At 62.4% G+C, this 18,945-nt stretch carries 16 protein-coding genes; 12 read left to right on the top strand and 4 right to left on the bottom strand.

Features of this window, described 5'->3' with window-relative positions; all coding sequences use genetic code 11:
• Window positions 1–57: 57 nt before the first annotated feature.
• Window positions 58–2,628: an ABC transporter permease gene (locus tag HMPREF9695_RS22560; RefSeq protein ID WP_006023231.1), complete on the bottom strand. Its 2,571-nt coding sequence runs from the start codon at window positions 2,626–2,628 to the stop codon at window positions 58–60.
• Window positions 2,625–3,371, bottom strand: a complete 747-nt coding sequence (locus HMPREF9695_RS22555; protein ID WP_006023230.1) for an ABC transporter ATP-binding protein — start codon at window positions 3,369–3,371, stop codon at window positions 2,625–2,627. The genes HMPREF9695_RS22560 and HMPREF9695_RS22555 overlap by 4 nt, the downstream gene beginning before the upstream one ends.
• Here HMPREF9695_RS22555 and HMPREF9695_RS22550 point away from each other — a divergent pair.
• The 12 genes from HMPREF9695_RS22550 (at window position 3,370) to HMPREF9695_RS22495 (ending at window position 17,181) form a co-directional block, all read left to right on the top strand.
• Window positions 3,370–4,089, top strand: coding sequence for an arylesterase (locus tag HMPREF9695_RS22550; protein WP_085947414.1), 720 nt, complete (start codon window positions 3,370–3,372; stop codon window positions 4,087–4,089). The genes HMPREF9695_RS22555 and HMPREF9695_RS22550 overlap by 2 nt on opposite strands.
• Before the next feature lie 106 nt (window positions 4,090–4,195).
• Window positions 4,196–4,732 (top strand): RNA 2',3'-cyclic phosphodiesterase, encoded by a 537-nt coding sequence (gene thpR, locus HMPREF9695_RS22545; protein WP_006023228.1) that lies wholly within the window; start codon window positions 4,196–4,198, stop codon window positions 4,730–4,732.
• Window positions 4,733–4,792: 60 nt separating this feature from the next.
• On the top strand, window positions 4,793–5,977 hold the full coding sequence (gene zapE / locus HMPREF9695_RS22540; RefSeq protein ID WP_006023227.1) for a cell division protein ZapE: 1,185 nt from the start codon (window positions 4,793–4,795) through the stop codon (window positions 5,975–5,977).
• Between the two features lie 192 nt (window positions 5,978–6,169).
• Window positions 6,170–7,138, top strand: coding sequence for a malate dehydrogenase (gene mdh, locus HMPREF9695_RS22535; protein ID WP_006023226.1), 969 nt, complete (start codon window positions 6,170–6,172; stop codon window positions 7,136–7,138).
• A 108-nt stretch (window positions 7,139–7,246) separates the two neighbouring features.
• Window positions 7,247–8,443: an ADP-forming succinate--CoA ligase subunit beta gene (gene sucC, locus HMPREF9695_RS22530; protein WP_006023225.1), complete on the top strand. Its 1,197-nt coding sequence runs from the start codon at window positions 7,247–7,249 to the stop codon at window positions 8,441–8,443.
• 4 nt (window positions 8,444–8,447) lie between these two features.
• The gene (gene sucD / locus HMPREF9695_RS22525) at window positions 8,448–9,332 is read left to right on the top strand and encodes a succinate--CoA ligase subunit alpha (RefSeq protein WP_006023224.1); all 885 of its coding nucleotides are present in this window, start codon (window positions 8,448–8,450) and stop codon (window positions 9,330–9,332) included.
• Window positions 9,333–9,467: 135 nt separating this feature from the next.
• Window positions 9,468–12,419 carry a 2-oxoglutarate dehydrogenase E1 component gene (locus HMPREF9695_RS22520; RefSeq protein ID WP_006023223.1) on the top strand — a complete coding sequence of 984 codons (2,952 nt, stop codon included), beginning with the start codon at window positions 9,468–9,470 and terminating at the stop codon, window positions 12,417–12,419.
• A gap of 101 nt (window positions 12,420–12,520) precedes the next feature.
• Window positions 12,521–13,762, top strand: a complete 1,242-nt coding sequence (gene odhB, locus HMPREF9695_RS22515) for a 2-oxoglutarate dehydrogenase complex dihydrolipoyllysine-residue succinyltransferase (RefSeq protein WP_006023222.1) — start codon at window positions 12,521–12,523, stop codon at window positions 13,760–13,762.
• Between the two features lie 4 nt (window positions 13,763–13,766).
• The gene (locus HMPREF9695_RS22510) at window positions 13,767–14,408 is read left to right on the top strand and encodes a LysE family translocator (protein ID WP_006023221.1); all 642 of its coding nucleotides are present in this window, start codon (window positions 13,767–13,769) and stop codon (window positions 14,406–14,408) included.
• Window positions 14,409–14,432: 24 nt separating this feature from the next.
• Complete coding sequence (locus HMPREF9695_RS22505) at window positions 14,433–15,176, top strand: SDR family oxidoreductase (RefSeq protein WP_006023219.1); 744 nt, start codon at window positions 14,433–14,435, stop codon at window positions 15,174–15,176.
• A 29-nt stretch (window positions 15,177–15,205) separates the two neighbouring features.
• Complete coding sequence (gene lpdA, locus HMPREF9695_RS22500) at window positions 15,206–16,609, top strand: dihydrolipoyl dehydrogenase (protein ID WP_006023217.1); 1,404 nt, start codon at window positions 15,206–15,208, stop codon at window positions 16,607–16,609.
• Between the two features lie 44 nt (window positions 16,610–16,653).
• On the top strand, window positions 16,654–17,181 hold the full coding sequence (locus HMPREF9695_RS22495) for a hypothetical protein (RefSeq protein WP_006023216.1): 528 nt from the start codon (window positions 16,654–16,656) through the stop codon (window positions 17,179–17,181).
• A 63-nt stretch (window positions 17,182–17,244) separates the two neighbouring features.
• On the opposite strand, the gene HMPREF9695_RS22490 is transcribed toward HMPREF9695_RS22495, so the two are convergent.
• Together HMPREF9695_RS22490 and HMPREF9695_RS22485 are read right to left on the bottom strand one after the other, a co-directional pair.
• Window positions 17,245–17,835, bottom strand: a complete 591-nt coding sequence (locus HMPREF9695_RS22490; RefSeq protein WP_006023215.1) for a DUF4337 domain-containing protein — start codon at window positions 17,833–17,835, stop codon at window positions 17,245–17,247.
• Between the two features lie 122 nt (window positions 17,836–17,957).
• On the bottom strand, window positions 17,958–18,944 hold the full coding sequence (locus tag HMPREF9695_RS22485) for a tyrosine recombinase XerC (protein ID WP_041713077.1): 987 nt from the start codon (window positions 18,942–18,944) through the stop codon (window positions 17,958–17,960).
• Window position 18,945: the final 1 nt, after the last annotated feature.

Here is an 18,945-nt window from a genome sequence, read left to right as displayed (position 1 = left end):
CAAGCATGGGCGCGCGGCTGAATGTCGCAAAACCTGCTATTTCGCTGCTACAAATTGTCATAAGTTTCGCAGCACGGTAGCGGGCTTTTGGTTAAGCGCCAGTAATGTTCCGGCCAGCCCGAGCCCCACTGTAACGGCAAGCGCTGCCAGCACCACAAGGGCGGCACTGCCCGCCTGCCAGACGAAGCTCAGGGTCATCAGCCGGGTTACGATCTGCCAGGCTGCGATCGATCCGGCCGCTACTCCGAACACCGCCGTGGCCAGTCCGATCAGCAGATATTCCAGCGCATAGGCCCCCAGCAGCCGCGCCCGGGTGGCGCCGAGCGTCTTGAGAATCACTGCGTCGTAGACCCGGTGCCGATGCCCCGCGGCGAGCGCGCCGCCCAGCACGAGGATGGCCGACACGAGGGTTACCGAACTGGCGCCCCGGATTGCCAGCACGAGATTGGTCACGACCTTTCCAATTGAATCGAGTGCCTCGCGCACCCGGACGCTGGTCACCATCGGAAACGCGGCAGCGACCTCCTTGATGAGCTTCGCATCGCTTGCGGGTGTGGAGGTGGCCTCCGTCAGGGTCGCGATATCGGTATGGGGTGCGCCGGCGAAGGCTTTCGGCGAATAGACCAAGACGAAATTGATGCCGAGACTTTGCCAGTCCACTGTCCGGAGATTGCTGATCTTCGCGGTGATGTCGCGGCCGAGCACGTTTACGGTGATGTCGTCGCCGACCTTGATGCCGAGACCGTCGGCGATCTTCTTTTCCAGCGAAACCAGCGGCGGGCCGCTGTAGTTTTCGTCCCACCAGGTGCCTTCGACGACTTTCGAGCCGCGTGGCACTTCGCCGGTGTAGGTCAGGCCGCGGTCGCTTTGCAGCACCCATGCGGCATCGTTCGAGGGCTTGAGGTCTTCGGCCTTGATCCCCTTGGCGGCGACGATGCGTCCGCGCAGCATCGGCACGGTTTCCACGTTGGCTTGCGGGGCTCTCTGTTTCAGGAAGTCGCCAAACCGGGTGGCCTCCGCGGTGGGAATATCGATGAAATAGAACGAGGGCGCGTGCTCGGGCAGCGCCGCCATGAACTGCCGCCGCAGGTTGCCGTCGATCTGGGTGATTGTGACCAGCACAGCGAGGCCGAGTCCGAGCGACATCACGACCGAGGGCGTCAGAGCGCCGGGGCGATGAATGTTGGCGATGGCAAGCCGCAGCATCGTCAAGCGCGGACGCGGCAGATTTTTTGCCAGCGTCATCAGCAACGACGCGATGACGCGCAGCACGGCGAACACGGCGACCGACGAGACGACGAACACGGTGGCAACACGCTTGTCGTAGGCGAGGCCGATCGCAACCGAGACCAGTGTCGCGATGACGGCAGCCATCAGCACGAGATAGCGCCGCCGCGGCCAATGGAATTCCGATGTCACGCCTTCGCGGAACAGCGCGGCGACCGGCACGTCATGGACACGGCCGAGCGGCCATAATCCGAATGCGAGCGCGGTCAGGAGGCCGTAGAGAAACGACAATGCCAGTTCGCCGATATGGAATGTCGCTTCCACCGGAAGCGGCAGGATCTTTCCGAACACGCCGACGATGATGAAGGGAAGCGCCGCACCGATGGCGAGGCCGATCAGCGATCCAAGGATCGCCAGCACCATCACCTGCGTCAGGTAAATCGTGAACACCTCGCGGCCGGTGGCGCCGAGGGCCTTGAAAGTCGCGATCACATCGCGCCGCTCATCGAGATGGCTCTTGATGGCATTGGCGACGCCGACGCCGCCGACCAGCAGAGCCGCGAGTCCGACCAGGGTGAGGAACTGTGTGAAACGGGTGATGCTGCGCTCGAGCTGCGGCGAGGCATTGCCGCGGCTGCGGACCTCCCAGCCGGCTTCCGGGAGGACTTTCTGCGCTTCGTCGATCAGGGATTGCGTTGCACGATCGTCGACCGAGGTATCCGGGAGCTTCACGCGATAGGTCCAGCGCACCAGCGTGCCGGGTTGCAACAGACCGGTGGCGCGCAGCGCGTCTTCGCTGATCAGGAATCGGGGACCGAGGCCGACGCCGCCCGAGAGCTTGTCCGGCTCGGCTTCCACGACGCTGCGAATGTCGAACGTGGCGTTGCCGACAGTCACCCGGTCGCCGACCTTCAGGCCCAGCCGCGCCAGCATGATAGCGTCGGCGCCTGCACCGAATGCGCCGTCACGCTGCGCCAGCAACTCGCTCATCGGCATGTTCGGCGCGAGGGTCACGTCGCCGAGCATCGGATAGTTCGCATCGACTGTTTTCAGATCGACCAGTGTGAACTCGCCTTTGGCCGAGCGCGCCATCCCGCGCATGATCGCCGCGACCGAAATCTTGCCGCGCGCATCAAGGAAGGCGCGTTCCTCCCTGGAGGCCTCGCGCTGAATGAGTGCGAAGGACACGTCGCCGCCGAGCAGCGTGCGGCCCTGATGGTCCAGTCCTTCGCTGAGGCTTCCGGCCACCGATCCAACGCCGGCAATCGCCATCACGCCGAGCGCAATGCAGGCCACGAAAACGTAAAAGCCGCGCAGGCCGCTTCGCAATTCGCGCAGCGCGTAACGGATCGCCAGTGCCAGGGAGCCGCTGCGCGGTGCGGTGTCCGCAATTTCGCTCATCGCGATGCCGTCTCGATCCAGTGCCGGTCTGTGGCTGGTCCGTCGATGCGGCCCGAGCGCAATCGCACTACACGGTCGCAGCGCTGCGCCAGCGCGGCGTCGTGTGTCACCAGAACGAGGGTCATGCCGCGCTCGAGATGCTTGGCGAACAGAAGATCGACGATCTGTTTGCCGGTGGACTCGTCGAGATTGCCGGTGGGTTCGTCGGCCACCAGGATGGCGGGATCGGGCGCCATCGCGCGCGCCAGTGCGACACGCTGCTGTTCGCCACCCGAGAGCTGCGAGGGATAGTGGTGCAGTCTCTCGCCGAGACCGACGCCGGCAAGTTCCTGCGCGGCACGCGCATTCGCGTCGGCGCGGCCTGCGAGTTCAAGCGGCACCGCGACATTCTCAAGCGCGGTCATGGTCGGGATCAGATGAAACGACTGGAACACAATGCCGACATGGCGGCCACGGAATCGTGCGAGGCCGTCTTCGTCGAGGGCATTGAACGAGACGCCGTTGACCACCACCTCTCCGCTGTCAGGACGTTCAAGCCCCGCCATCACCATCAGGAGTGTGGACTTGCCCGATCCCGACGGTCCGATCAGCCCGACGGCTTCACCGGGCGCGACCCGTAGGTCGACATCCTTGAGGATGTGAACGCGTGCGGCCCCGCTGCCTAATGAGAGATTGACGTTGGAAATGGAAATGGTGTCCGGTTCGAGACCGGCGCGCTTTGAGGGTTCAATGAGACTGTCCATGGATCATTCATATGGGGGTTTCGGCGGCGCGGTCGAGAGGCTCTTGCGTGTGTTCATCGTCGCAGCAACGGGGGCAATGATGGCGATGTCGGGGCCGGCCTCGGCTCAAACGGCTTCTGTCCAACCAGATGTCAAAGATGTGAAGCCGATCAAGCTTGCCGTTCTGGGCGATTCCCTGACCGCGGGCTTTGGCCTTCCGGCCTCGGCGGCGTTTCCGGTGCGGTTGCAGAAAGCCCTGAGCGAGAAGGGCATCGCCACCGACGTCCATAACGCGGGCGTGTCCGGCGACACCACGACCGGCGGGCTCGCCCGGCTCGACTGGTCGATCCCGCCCGGCACGGAAGCTGTGATCGTGGAGCTCGGCGCCAACGACGCGCTGCGCGGCGTCGATCCCAAAGTGGCGCGCGGTGCGCTCGACGACATCCTGACGAAACTCAAGGCGCGCAACATTGCCGTCTTGTTGTGCGGAATGTATGCGCCGCCAAACTACGGCGCGGAGTACACAGCAAAGTTCAACAGCATTTATCCCGAACTCGCCGAGAGCCACAAAGTCCCGCTGTATCCGTTCTTTCTCGATGGTGTGGCCACCGAGGCGAAGCTGACGCAGCCGGACGGACTGCACCCGACAGCGGCGGGTGTCGACGTGGTGGTGGAGCGGATTTTGCCGACGGTGGAGGCTTTTCTGAAGGACCGTGCGTCGCAACTGGGCAAGCCCTGAGGAATTATCGTTCGATCACGCGATGGTCGCTTCGCACTGTCATCGTGCTGCGGTAAAAAAGACCTCAGGTGATTCGTGATCCTCTTTTGCATCGAGGAGATTCGTGATGCCGCGCTTGTTCACCGGGCTGGAAATCCCCCCGGATATCGGCCAGACGCTCTCGAGCTTACGCGGGGGTCTGCCAGGCGCCCGCTGGATCGATCCCGAAAATTATCACGTCACGCTACGCTTCATCGGCGATATCGATGGCCCCGCGGCCAACGAGATCGCTTCGACGCTTGAGCGGATCAACCGCAAGCCGTTCGAGGTCGCGTTGCAGGGCCTGTCCAGCTTCGGCGGCAAGAAACCGCGGGCGGTCGTGGCATCGGTTGTACCAAGCCGCCCCCTGATGGAGTTGCAGGCGGAACTGGAGCGGCTGATGCAGCGGTTCGGTTTCGACCCCGAGGGCCGCAAATTCATCCCCCATGTCACGCTCGCGCGGCTGCGCGACGCCTCCAATCAGGACGTGGCGGACTATCTTTCGGTGCGCGGCTATTTCCCGACCCGCAGTTTCATGGCCTCCCGGTTCGTGCTGTTCTCGTCACGGGCGTCGGTGGGCGGTGGGCCATATGTCGTCGAGGATGCCTATGCGCTGAGCGCATAGAGAGCTTTCGGCACCTTTGTAGTCTTGCATTTTCCGTGTCGTTCTGGCCGGTAGCGGGCCATGAACGCTCCGACTCCCGCCACGTTCCGCCGGCACTATCAGGCTCTGGTTGCCGCTGGCACCATCGAAGCCGATCCGGCGCAGGCACAGGCTGTGGAGGCCTTCTCCGCGCTCGAAGCGAGACTGGCGGGCTACCGTCCGGGCCGTGGCGGAGGGCTGCTGCAGCGCCTGTTCGCCGACAAGGATGCGGTCCCGTTGCGCGGTCTCTACATCCATGGCGAGGTCGGGCGCGGCAAGACCATGCTGATGGACCTGTTCTTTAACGACAGTCCGGTCGCGCACAAGCGCCGCGCGCACTTTCACGAATTCATGGCCGATGTTCATGAGCGGATACACGGCTTCCGCCAGAAGATCTCGCGCCAGGAAATTGCCGACACCGATCCGGTGCGGCTGACCGCGCAATCGATTTTCGAGGAAGCGTGGCTGCTATGCTTCGACGAATTTCACGTCACCGACATCGCCGACGCCATGATCCTCGGGCGCCTGTTCAGCCGGCTGTTTGAACTGGGGACCGTGGTCGTGGCGACATCGAATGTCGCGCCGGACGATCTCTACAAGGGCGGTTTGAACCGCGCATTGTTTCTGCCGTTTATCGCGCAACTGACGGATCGGATGGAGGTGTTGCGGCTCGATGCGCGCACCGATTTCCGCCTGGAAAAACTCGCCGGCATCAAGATGTGGCTGGTGCCTGCCGATGCGAGCGCGGACGCCGCACTCGACAAAGCCTGGACCAAACTCACCGGCGGCGCCTCGGATCATCCGCGCGACATCACCATCAAGGGTCACGTGCTGCACGTTCCGCATTCGGCGCACGGCGTCGCGCGATTTACGTTCGCGGACCTGTGCGAGAAGCCGCTTGGCGCATCGGACTATCTGCGCCTTGCGCATGATTATCACACGCTGATCATCGACCGGATTCCGGCGATGCAGTACCCGCAGCGCAATTACGCCAAGCGCTTTATCACGCTGATCGACACGCTTTACGACAATGCCGTGAAACTGATGGCGTCGGCGGAGACCGATCCCCTGTCGCTTTACACCGCGACCGAGGGGGTCGAGGCCAACGAATTCAAACGTACCTCGTCGCGGCTAATTGAGATGGGCTCGGAATCCTACCTCGCGCTGCCTCATGGCCGCAGCGACTCGTCCGCCAGCGGTTCGACCACCGGCCTGGTGGAGACCTGAAAAGGGTTCGCTTTATGTTTCGGCTCAAGACCTTTCGAAAGCCCAACAAGAAAGCAGCCGATATTGCCCTCGTATTGGGCGGTGGTGCGCGATTGAGCGAACGGCGACTTGAACGCTTGCCGCGAAAGGTCTAACCAGCCTCCCAGAGTTTTCCCACCCTCTATACCGTCGACATCAAAGGACAGATTTCCCATGGCGCGTGACAAGATTGCTTTGATTGGTTCAGGTCAGATCGGCGGCACGCTCGCCCACCTCGTTGGGCTCAAGGAGCTGGGTGACGTGGTGATGTTCGACATCGCCGAAGGCATCCCCCAGGGCAAGTCGCTCGACATCGCACAGTCCTCGCCGGTTGACGGCTTCGACGCCAACTTCACCGGCGCGAACTCCTACGAAGCGATCGAAGGCGCCAGCGTGGTGATCGTCACCGCCGGCGTGCCGCGCAAGCCTGGCATGAGCCGCGATGATCTTCTCAGCATCAATCTGAAGGTCATGGAGCAGGTCGGCGCCGGCATCAAGAAGTATGCCCCCGACGCCTTCGTGATCTGCATCACCAACCCGCTCGACGCGATGGTCTGGGCGCTGCAGAAGGCCTGCGGCCTGCCGCAGAAGAAGGTCGTCGGCATGGCCGGCGTACTGGACTCCGCGCGTTTCCGCTATTTCCTCGCCGACGAGTTCAACGTTTCGGTCGAAGACGTCACCGCCTTCGTGCTCGGCGGCCACGGCGACACCATGGTGCCGCTGACCAAGTACTCCACCGTCGCCGGCATTCCGCTGCCTGATCTTGTGAAGATGGGCTGGACTTCGCAGGCCCGTATCGACGAGATCGTCGATCGCACCCGCAACGGCGGCGCGGAAATCGTCAACCTGCTCAAGACCGGATCGGCGTTCTATGCGCCGGCTGCGTCCGCAATCGCGATGGCGGAAAGCTATCTGCGCGACAAGAAGCGCGTGCTGCCCTGTGCCGCCTATCTCAACGGCGAATACGGCGTGAAGGACATGTATGTCGGCGTTCCGGTTGTCATCGGATCGAAGGGTGTCGAGCGTATCGTCGAGATCGAGCTGACCGGCAAGGACCGCGAAGGTTTCGACAAGTCGGTCGGCGCCGTGCAGGGTCTTGTTGACGCCTGCAAGAAGATCGCGCCGGATTTGCTCGGCAAGTAAGGCAGCACACTGTCATCAGCGTGTGATCCGCAGATCGTTGCTTCGGGTCACACGCTGAAATTTCTTCCGTATCTTCTTCGATCCCTTCTTTGATCTCTGGGGCCATTCATGAATATCCACGAATATCAAGCCAAGGCGGTGCTGAAGGAATTCGGTGTGCCGGTATCGCGCGGCGTGCCGATTCTCAAGGCGTCGGAAGCGGAAGCTGCAGCCAAGGAGCTTGGCGGTCCGTTGTGGGTGGTGAAGAGCCAGATTCATGCCGGCGGCCGCGGCAAGGGAAAATTCAAGGAAGCCTCGGCCGGCGACAAGGGCGGCGTGCGTCTCGCCAAGTCGGTCGATGAGGTCAAGGAATTCTCCCAGCAGATGCTCGGCGCAACGCTGGTGACCATCCAGACCGGCCCGTCCGGCAAGCAGGTCAACCGCCTTTATCTCGAAGACGGCTCGGACATCGAGAAGGAATTCTATCTGTCGCTGCTGGTCGATCGCGAAACGTCGCGGGTGGCGTTCGTGGTGTCCACCGAAGGCGGCATGGACATCGAGAAGGTTGCGCACGATACGCCCGACAAGATTGTGACGTTCTCGGTCGATCCCGCCACCGGCATCATGGGCCATCACGGCCGCACCGTGGCGCAGGCGCTCGGCCTCAAGGGCGATCTCGCCAAGCAGGCGGAAAAGCTGGTGGTGCAGCTCTACACGGCGTTTCTCGCCAAGGACATGGAGATGCTGGAGATCAATCCGCTGATCGTCTCCAAGCAGGGCGAGCTGAAGTGCCTCGACGCCAAGATGTCGTTCGATTCCAATTCGCTTTATCGTCATCCGGACATCGTCGCGCTGCGCGACACCACAGAAGAAGACGCCAAGGAAATCGAGGCGTCGAAGTATGACCTCGCCTATATCGCGCTCGACGGCACCATCGGCTGCATGGTGAACGGTGCGGGCCTCGCGATGGCCACCCTCGATATCATCAAGCTGTATGGTGAAAGCCCGGCGAACTTCCTCGACGTCGGCGGCGGCGCGTCGGAAGAGAAAGTCACGGCGGCGTTCAAGATCATCACCGCCGATCCGAACGTGAAGGGCATTCTGGTCAACATTTTCGGCGGCATCATGAAGTGCGACGTCATCGCGCGCGGCGTTATCGCCGCGGTGAAGACGGTTGGCCTTCAGGTGCCTCTGGTGGTGCGTCTCGAAGGCACCAATGTCGAGGAAGGCAAGAAGATCATCAACGAGTCCGGCCTCAACGTTCTGTCCGCCAATGATCTCGACGACGCCGCGCAGAAGATCGTCAACGCCGTGAAGGGAAAGTAAGCCGATGTCCGTCCTGATCGACAAGAACACCAAGGTCATCTGCCAAGGCTTCACCGGCAAGAACGGCACCTTCCATTCCGAAGGCGCGATCGCCTACGGCACCAAGATGGTCGGCGGCACCTCGCCGGGCAAAGGCGGCACAACGCATCTCGGTCTGCCGGTGTTCGACACCGTCTCTGAAGCGCGCGAGAAGACCGGCGCCGACGCGTCGGTGATCTATGTCCCGCCGCCGGGCGCGGCTGACGCGATCTGCGAAGCGATCGATGCGGAAGTGCCGCTGATCGTCTGCATCACCGAAGGCATTCCGGTGCTCGACATGGTGCGCGTGAAGCGCTCCCTGTCAGGCTCGAAGTCGCGGCTGATCGGGCCGAACTGCCCGGGCGTCGTCACTGCCGGCGAATCCAAGATCGGCATCATGCCCGCCAACATCTTCAAGCCTGGCAATGTCGGCATCGTCTCGCGCTCCGGCACGCTGACCTATGAAGCGGTGTTCCAGACCACCCAGGCCGGGCTCGGCCAGACCTCGGCTGTCGGCATCGGCGGCGACCCGGTCAAGGGCACCGAATTCATCGACGTGCTCGAACTGTTCCTGGCGGACGAGAAGACCAAGTCGATCATCATGATCGGCGAAATCGGCGGCTCAGCCGAAGAAGACGCCGCGCAGTTTCTCAAGGACGAGGCCAAGCGCGGCCGGTCGAAACCGATGGTCGGATTTATCGCGGGCCGCACAGCACCTCCGGGCCGCCGTATGGGCCATGCCGGCGCCATCGTCTCCGGCGGCAAGGGCGATGCCGAATCGAAGATCGCAGCCATGGAAGCTGCCGGGATTACGGTCTCTCCGTCACCTGCACGGCTTGGAACGACTCTTCTCGAAAGGTTGAAAGCCTAGTTCAGTCCTTGGTTCTTTTCAGCGCGAAGTTTTGCCCTAAATAGGGTAAAAGGTGCGGCCCATATACGATGCCGATACCAAATCGGGCGATTTCTCCCGATTTCCCCGCGCGATAGCAATCATCAGGACGCAATCATGTCTCGCCAGGACGCGAATGCCAATTTCGCTCTCACTTCCTTCCTCGACGGCGCCAACGCCACCTACATCGACGACCTCTACGCCCGCTACGAGAAGGACCCGTCCTCGGTCGATCCGGACTGGGTGGAATTCTTCAAAAGCCTGAAGGACCAGCCGTCGGACGTTGTGAAGAACGCGCAGGGCCCGTCCTGGGAAAAAGCCAACTGGCCGGCCACCCCAAATGACGATCTGACCTCTGCCCTCGATGGCAATTGGGCGCGGGTCGAGAAGGTGGTTGGCGACAAGATCGCAGCCAAGGCGCAGGCCACCGGCAGCAACCTGACTTCGGCGGATATTCATCAGGCGACGCGCGATTCGGTCCGCGCGCTGATGCTGATTCGCGCCTACCGCATGCGCGGTCACTTCCACGCCAATCTCGATCCGCTCGGCATTGAAGGCCAGAAGGATCACGAAGAACTCGATCCGCGTTCGTACGGATTCACCGACGCCGATTTTGATCGCAAGATTTTCCTCGATCACGTGCTCGGCCTTGAGACTGCAACGCTGCGCGAGATCGTCGCGATCTGTCAGCGCACCTACTGCCAGACGCTGGGCGTCGAATTCATGCATATCTCGAATCCGGCGCAGAAGAGCTGGATTCAGGAGCGCATCGAAGGCCCGGACAAGGAAATCAGCTTCACCCGCGAAGGGCGCCGCGCCATTCTGATGAAGCTGATCGAAACCGAAGGTTTTGAGAAGTTCTGCGACATCAAGTTCACCGGCACCAAGCGCTTCGGTCTCGATGGCGGCGAATCGCTAATTCCTGCGCTCGAACAGATCATCAAGCGCGGCGGCAATCTTGGCGTCCGCGATATCGTGGTCGGGATGCCGCATCGCGGCCGTCTCAACGTGCTCACCCAGGTGATGGGCAAGCCGCATCGCGCGCTGTTCCACGAGTTCAAGGGCGGTTCGGCCAATCCGGATGAAGTCGAAGGCTCGGGCGACGTGAAGTATCACCTCGGCGCCTCCTCGGATCGCGAGTTCGACGGCAATAAGATTCACCTGTCGCTGACCGCAAATCCTTCACACCTTGAGATCGTCGATCCAGTGGTGCTCGGCAAGGCGCGCGCCAAGGAAGACCAGAACGGCGATCCGCCGGATCAGCGCATTTCGGTGCTGCCGCTGCTGATGCATGGCGATGCGGCCTTCGCCGGTCAGGGCGTGGTCGCCGAGTGTTTCGCGCTGTCGGACCTGAAGGGCTATCGCACCGGCGGTTCGATCCACTTCATCGTCAACAACCAGATCGGCTTCACCACCTATCCGCGTTACTCGCGCTCGTCGCCGTATCCGTCCGACGTCGCCAAGATGATCGACGCGCCGATCTTCCATGTGAACGGCGACGATCCCGAAGCGGTGGTATTCGCGGCCAAGATCGCGATTGAATTCAGGCAGAAGTTCCACAAGCCTGTCGTCATCGACATGTTCTGCTATCGCCGCCACGGTCACAACGAGGGCGACGAGCCGGGGTTCACCAACCCGGTGATGTACAAGAAGATTGCGACCCACCCCACCACGCTCGATCTTTATGCCAAGCGGCTGATTGCCGACGGCGTGATAACCGAAGGCGAAGTCGAGAAGGCCAAGGCCGACTGGCGTGCGCGTCTCGACGCGGAGCTTGAGGCCGGTTCAGGCTACAAGCCGAACAAGGCCGACTGGCTCGACGGCAAGTGGGCCGGCTTCAAGTCGGCTGAGGTCGGCGAAGATCCGCGCCGCGGCAATACCGGCATTGCGATCGATGAACTCAAGGACATCGGCCGCAAGATCACCAAGGTGCCGGACGGTTTCCGCATTCACCGCACGGTTCAGCGCTACCTCGAAAATCGTCTGAAGACGATCGAGAACGGCGAGGGCATCGACTGGGCGACCGCTGAAGCACTGGCGTTCTGCACGCTGCTCAAGGAAGGTCATCGTGTGCGTCTCTCGGGGCAGGATTCCGAGCGCGGCACGTTCTCGCAGCGGCACTCGGTACTGTTCGATCAGGAAGATGAAAGCCGTTACACGCCGTTCAATCATCTCGGCGACAATCAGGGTCACTACGAGGTCATCAATTCGCTGTTGTCCGAAGAAGCGGTGCTCGGCTTTGAATACGGTTACTCGCTCGCCGAGCCGAATGCGCTCACGATCTGGGAGGCCCAGTTCGGCGACTTCGCCAACGGTGCGCAGGTCGTGTTCGACCAGTTTATCTCATCGGCCGAACGCAAGTGGCTTCGTATGTCGGGTCTCGTCTGCCTGCTGCCTCACGGCTATGAGGGCCAGGGACCGGAGCACTCTTCGGCGCGTCTGGAGCGCTTCCTGCAGATGTGCGCCGAGGACAACATGCAGGTCACCAACCTCACGACGCCTGCGAACTACTTCCACGCCTTGCGCCGTCAGCTCAAGCGTGAGATCCGCAAGCCGCTGATCATCATGACCCCGAAGTCGCTGCTGCGTAACAAGCGCGCGGTGTCGAAGCTCGAGGAGTTCGCGACGAACACCTCGTTCCATCGCATCCTGCTGGACGATGCAGAGGCGGGCGGCGAATTCAAGCTCGCCGAAGACGGCAAGATCCGCCGCGTCGTCATCTGCTCGGGCAAGGTCTATTACGATCTGCTCGAAGAGCGTGAGAAGCGCGGCACCGACGACATCTATCTGCTGCGCATCGAGCAGCTCTATCCCGTGCCGCTCAAGGCGCTGGTGCAGGTGCTTGAGCGTTTCAAGAAGGCCGAAGTGGTCTGGTGCCAGGAAGAACCCCGCAACATGGGCGGCTGGCATTTCATCGAGCCGTATCTCGAGTGGGTGCTCAACCAGGTCGGCTCGGCGCACAAGCGCCCGCGCTATGCCGGGCGCGCTGCCGCGGCCGCAACTGCTACCGGTTTGATGTCGAAGCATCTCCAGCAATTGAAAGCATTGCTCGAGGAAGCTCTCGGTTGATCCATTGGATGCCCGCATATCGCGGGCATTTCCATCCAGTACGATTTGATTTGAGGCGCTGACGGCACAGGAAGCCGTTCACGACGCAAGGGGAAAGAGAAATGGCTGAAATTCGCGTTCCGACATTGGGCGAGTCCGTCACCGAGGCCACTATCGGCCGCTGGTTCAAGAAGGCCGGCGATGCTGTCGCTGTCGACGAACCCTTGGTCGAGCTCGAAACCGACAAGGTCACCATCGAAGTGCCGGCGCCGTTCGCGGGCACCCTCGATGAAATTATCGCCAAGGACGGTGAGACCGTCGCAGTCGGCGCGCTGCTTGGACAGATCACGGCAGGCGCAGGCGGCGCCAAGCCCGCCGCGGCTCCGGCCAAGGCTGCTGAGCCGCCGAAGGCTGCCGCGCCCGCCGCCGCGCCCGCGCCCGCACAGAAATCCCCACCCGCCGACGCGCCGCAGGCGCCGTCGGTGCGCAAGCTCTCCGCTGAATCCGGGATCGATGCCTCGACCGTTCCGGGCTCCGGCAAGGATGGCCGCGTTACCAAGGGCGACATGCTGGCCGCGATCGAAAAGGCCGCCTCGCTGGCGACGCCGCTCAATCAGCCCGCCGCCGCCGTGCAGGTGCGCGCGCCGTCGCCTGCCGACGATGCCGCGCGTGAAGAGCGCGTGAAGATGACGCGTCTGCGCCAGACCATCGCGCGCCGCCTCAAGGAGGTGCAGAACACCGCGGCCATGCTCACGACCTTCAATGAGGTCGACATGACCAACGTCATGGCCCTGCGTGCGCACTATAAGGATGCATTCGAGAAGAAGCATGGCGCCAAGCTCGGCTTCATGGGCTTCTTCACCAAGGCTGTCGTGCAGGCGCTCAAGGACGTGCCCGCCGTCAACGCCGAGATCGACGGCTCCGACCTGATCTACAAGAACTACTATCACATCGGCGTCGCGGTCGGCACCGACAAGGGCCTCGTCGTGCCGGTGGTGCGCGATTGCGACCACAAGTCGATCGCTGAGATCGAAAAGAGCATTGCTGACTACGGCCGGCGCGCCCGCGACGGTCAGCTCAAGATCGAAGAGATGCAAGGCGGCACTTTCACGATCACCAATGGCGGCATCTATGGTTCGCTGATGTCGACGCCGATCCTGAACGCGCCGCAGTCCGGCATTCTCGGCATGCACAAGATTCAGGAGCGGCCCGTCGCCATCGGCGGAAAGGTCGAAATCCGCCCGATGATGTATCTCGCGGTCTCCTACGACCACCGCGTTATCGACGGCAAGGAAGCCGTGACCTTCCTCGTTCGCGTCAAGGAAAACCTCGAGGATCCGGCGCGCCTCGTGCTGGATCTGTAAGCCGATGCATCTGCCGCCCGAATTCCTCGCGTTGTTCGGTGTCTTCGTGTTGGCGGCAATCGCGCCGGGCGCGGACTTCGCCTGCGTCCTTCGCGAGAGCGTGAGTTTTGGGCGGCGGGCGGGAATCGCGTCGGCCATCGGTGTCGGGTCAGCGATCATGGTCCATGTCGCCTATACCGTGACCGGTGTGGGCCTGATCGTTGCGCAGTCGGTCCTGATCTTCACCATCGTGAAGTGGTGCGGGGCGGCTTATCTGGTTTATCTCGGCGTCCGGTCGTTGACGGCGAGCGGCCGCTCACCTCAAACGCTCGACAGGACTGCCACCGCTCCCACAGGCGGCGCGCGCAATATCGCCACGTCGTACGGCGTGGGCTTCCTCACCAATCTTCTGAACCCCAAGGCGACGCTGTTTTTCGTCTCGCTGTTTGCCACGATCGTTTCGCACGAGACGCCTGTGATGACGCAGTTCGCGTACGGAGCCGCACTGGCCGTATTTCTTGCGGTGTGGTTCAGCTTTGTCGCGGTGTTCTTAACGACGCGCTCGATGCGCGCGGGTTATGAGCGGATCGGACACTGGATCGACCGTGCGACGGGGCTGGTTCTGATCGGACTGGGTGTTCGAATCGCTCTTCAAAAAGCAAACTGACGTTCGTACGGGGGATTGGTTCTAATGGATAGCGTCGCCATCGTCACCGGAGGAAGCCGCGGCATCGGCCGCGCGACTTCGCTGGCTGCGGCGAAGCGCGGCTACAAGGTCGTGGTCGGCTATGCCAGCAACAAGGCCGCTGCTGACGAGGTCGTCGGGAAGATTGAAGCCAGCAACGGCAAGGCCATCGCGGTGAAATGCGACGTCGGCAATGAGGCCGACATTCTCGATCTCTTCAGGCAGGCGGACGCGTTCGGCAAGCTCGGCGCCCTGGTGAACAATGCCGGCGTGGTCGATGCGACGGCGCGCGTCGATGAAATGTCCGCGGCACGTCTCACCCGCATGATGAATGTCAATGTCGTCGGCAGCATTCTGTGCGCGCGCGAGGCGGTGAAGCGGATGTCCAGCAAGCACGGCGGCAGCGGCGGTGTGATCGTCAATCTCTCGTCCGTGGCCGCGACGCTCGGCTCGCCGGCGCAGTATGTCGACTACGCCGCCTCGAAGGGCGCGATCGATACGTTCACGGTCGGACTCGCGCGTGAAGTCAGCGCCGAGGGCATTCGCGTCAACGGCATCCGCCCGGGGCTGATCGATACCGAAATTCACGCCAGCGGCGGCGAGCCGGATCGCGCGCACCGGCTGGCCCATACGATACCGATGAAGCGCGTCGGTACCGCGGACGAAATCGCCAATGCCGTTGTCTGGCTGATGTCGGACGAGGCGTCATATGTCACAGGCACAATCGTCGATGTTTCCGGCGGCCGATAATTTTCACTTCCGAGTACAGGACAATTCTCATGGCTTCTTATGATCTCATCGTTATCGGCACCGGTCCCGGCGGTTACGTCTGTGCGATCCGCGCGGCGCAGCTCGGCATGAAGGTCGCGGTGATCGAGAAGCGCGCGACCTTCGGCGGCACCTGCCTCAACATCGGCTGCATTCCGTCCAAGGCGCTGCTGCAGGCCTCGGAGCGTTTCGAAGAAGTCACGCACATGCTGCCGAAGATGGGCGTCAATGTCGGCAAGCCGAAGCTCGATTTGCCGACCATGATGAAGTTCAAGACGGACGGCGTCGACGGCAATACCAAGGGTGTCGCCTTCCTGTTCAAGAAGAACAAGATCGACCCCTATGAAGGCACCGGCAAGATTCTGGGCGCTGGCAAGGTCGAAGTCACCGGCAACGACGGCAAGACGCAGGTGCTGGAGACGAAGAACATCGTCATCGCCACCGGCTCCGATGTCGCGAAGCTCAAGGGCGTCGAGATCGACGAGAAGCGCATCGTATCTTCCACCGGCGCTCTGGTGCTTGAGAAGGTGCCGGAGAAGCTGCTGGTGATCGGCGCCGGCGTGATCGGGCTCGAACTCGGCTCGGTGTGGCGCCGCCTCGGCGCGCAGGTCACCGTCGTCGAATTCCTCGACCGGATTCTTCCCGGCATGGACGGCGAGGTCGCCAAGTCGTTCCAGCGCATTTTGGAAAAGCAGGGCGTTGCGTTCAAGCTCGGCGCCAAGGTCACCGGTGTCGATACGTCCGGCAAGGTGCTCAAGGCCAGCGTTGAGCCGGCCGCGGGCGGCGCGGCGGAAGTGATCGATGCCGATGTCGTGCTGCTGGCGATCGGGCGCACGCCTTACACCGAAGGCCTTGGTTTGAAGGACGCTGGCGTCGAGCTCGATCAGCGCGGCCGCGTGCAGACCGACGGTCACTTCCAGACCAACGTGAAGGGCATCTATGCCATCGGCGACGTGATCGCCGGACCGATGCTGGCGCACAAGGCTGAAGACGAGGGCATTGCCATCGCTGAAATTCTCGCGGGGCAGGCCGGTCACACCAATTACGATGTCATCCCGAGCGTGATCTACACGTTCCCGGAGGTCGCGTCCGTCGGCAAGACGGAAGAAGAGTTGAAGCAGGCCGGCATCGCCTACAATGTCGGCAAGTTTCCGTTCACCGCGAACGCCCGCACCAAGGTTAACCAGACCACGGACGGCTTCGTGAAAATCCTCGCGGACGCGAAGACCGATCGCGTTTACGGCTGCCACATCGTCGGCGCCGAAGCCGGTGAAATGATTCACGAAGCCGCGGTGTTGATGGAGTTCGGCGGTTCCGCGGAAGATCTCGCGCGCACCTGCCACGCTCATCCGACGCGCTCGGAAGCGGTCAAGGAAGCCGCGCTTGCGGTCGGGAAGCGCGCTATCCATATGTGATGGTGGACCGGCATTCAGCCGGTCATGAGGGATGAGAATCCATCATGCGCCGGCTGCTTCGTCCACTCTGGGTTCTGCTCGCGCTGATCTTCCTGGTCGAAGCGTGGCTGTGGGATCGCGTCGAGCCGGTTATTGCGCGCGTTGTCGCGCTGATTCCGCTGCCTCGGCTCAAGGCATGGCTTGCCGATCTTATCGAGCATTTGTCGCCGGGCCTGACGCTGATCGTGTTCGCGGTGCCGGTCATCGTTCTGTTCCCGCTCAATTTCGTCGCGGCATGGCTGCTGGCGCACAAATACTTTGTTTGTGCGACCACGCTGATTGTTTTTCAGAAGGTTCTTGGCGTCGGCATCGTCGCGTTCGTGTTCGATGTGACGCGCGAGAAACTGTTGCAGATGGCCTGGTTCCACAGGCTCTATGAGCTTGTGCTCGATCTGCGCTTGCGGGCGCTGGCTATCGTCGCGCCGTTCAAGCTCGCCATTCAGCACTGGATAAGGCACGTTCGCCGCCGCGTTTCGCCCGGCTTCATCGCACGTCTGCGCCGGCGGATACAGGCGTCGCGTTCGTCGTCGTGAGGCGATTCGCAATGTGACAGCCCACACGTCCCGTCGCACCGAGAACCAGGCACTGCATCGGTGCTACATCAGGTGTACGGCATGGGGTGCGAACAGGCCGATTGCGGTGAAGGCAAGTCCGGCGATTGCAAGCAGACCTGAAACCCACGCCAGTGCGACCATGCCGGTGATGATGGTCGCCGAAGCGAGCACGATTCCGATCTGGAATGCAGCGGAAGCCACCTCGTAGTGGTGATAACGCGCCATGGCGAGATCGCGGGCATGCTCGGCCTCCTTGGCGCGAGCGGCGAGCTGTTCGGATCCCTCGCCGGTTTCCGGCTCGGAACGATAGCGCGCGGCGGTCTTGGTCCAATCGTCGATCTGCTTGGCCAGCGCGGCCTTCTGGGCTTCGTCGCCGGACAGGCCGAGGCTCAGCTTGGCATGCTCTGACACCGACTGCACCACCGTGCGGCGGATGCTTTTTGCCTGGAAAAAGGCCCACAGGTTCGAGGCTTCGACGTTCTTGCTGATGGATTCGGTCTGGGCGCCCTTGCCGAGGGTTTCGGACAGCGCGAGGAAAAGCGCGATCACCGCGATCAGCAATGCGATCTTCTTGTTGGAGCCGGAGGCGTGCTCGGCGTGCTCCGCGTGCTCCATGCTTTCATGTGCGCCCATATTCGGTATCCCTCCCGGTCAAAACGAGCGCAACGATTGACCGAACTGCGGTCTGCGCGCAAGGGTATCGTTATGAGCTGGCAGGACAAATCTGGCGCGACAAATTTGTGTCAGGCCATCACCTAGGCTCTCGGATGGGCCGTCTTGTAGACGTCGAGCAACCGGTCGGCATCGACGCCGGTGTAGATCTGCGTGGTCGAGAGCGACGAGTGGCCGAGCAATTCCTGGATCGCGCGCAGGTCGCCGCCGCGTGCCAGCAGATGGGTAGCGAAGGAATGTCGCAGCGCATGGGGTGTCGCGCTGTCGGGCAGTCCGAGTGCGCCGCGCAGCCGCTCCATCGTCAACTGGATGATGCGTGGTGAGAGAGGGCCGCCGCGTGCGCCGACGAAGATCGCGCCATCCTGTGCAATCATGTGCGGGCACATCGCGACATAGTCCTGAATCAAGGCGAGTACATTTTGCAGCACGGGCACCATGCGGGTCTTGTTGCCCTTGCCGGTGACGACGATCACATCGCCCTTGCCCGGCAACGGCACGTCGCGCCGCTTGAGCCCGAGCGCTTCGGAGATGCGCAGGCCCGATCCGTAGAGCAGCGCCATTACCGCAGCGTCACGCGCCCAGATCCATGGTTCGCGGTTTTCGCCGGCGCGGATGTCTGCGTTGGTCATCTGCCGCGCCGATGTCATCTGGATTGGTTTCGGCAAGCTCTTGCCGATCTTCGGCGCGCGGATCGCGGACAACGCGCCGACCTTGCCCTTGCCTTCGCGTTCGAGAAAGCGTCCGAATGAGCGCAGGCCGGCCAGTGCGCGCATTAAAGATCGTCCGCCAATATCGTCGGCCCGCCGTGACGACATGAACGCGCGCACGTCCGTGGCCTCGATGGAGGCGAATTGTTTCAGCGTGACGAGGCCGCCCCAGTGCTCGCTCAGAAAGGTGAGGCACTGGCGCAGGTCGCGCGCATAGGCTTCCAGCGTTTTGGGCGACAGCCGCCGTTCGGCACGCAAATGGGACAGCCAGCGCGTGATTTCGGCCAGCAGATCGGGAGCGACGCAGGTAAGCTGCGCGCCTTGCGGGCTGGCTTCGGTTGCGGGGACGGCTTTGACCATCATA

It is taken from the genome of Afipia broomeae ATCC 49717 (assembly GCF_000314675.2).
Lineage (GTDB): Bacteria > Pseudomonadota > Alphaproteobacteria > Rhizobiales > Xanthobacteraceae > Afipia > Afipia broomeae.
Note: the sequence above shows the minus strand (reverse complement) of the source record. Positions and strands in the feature narration are given on the sequence as shown.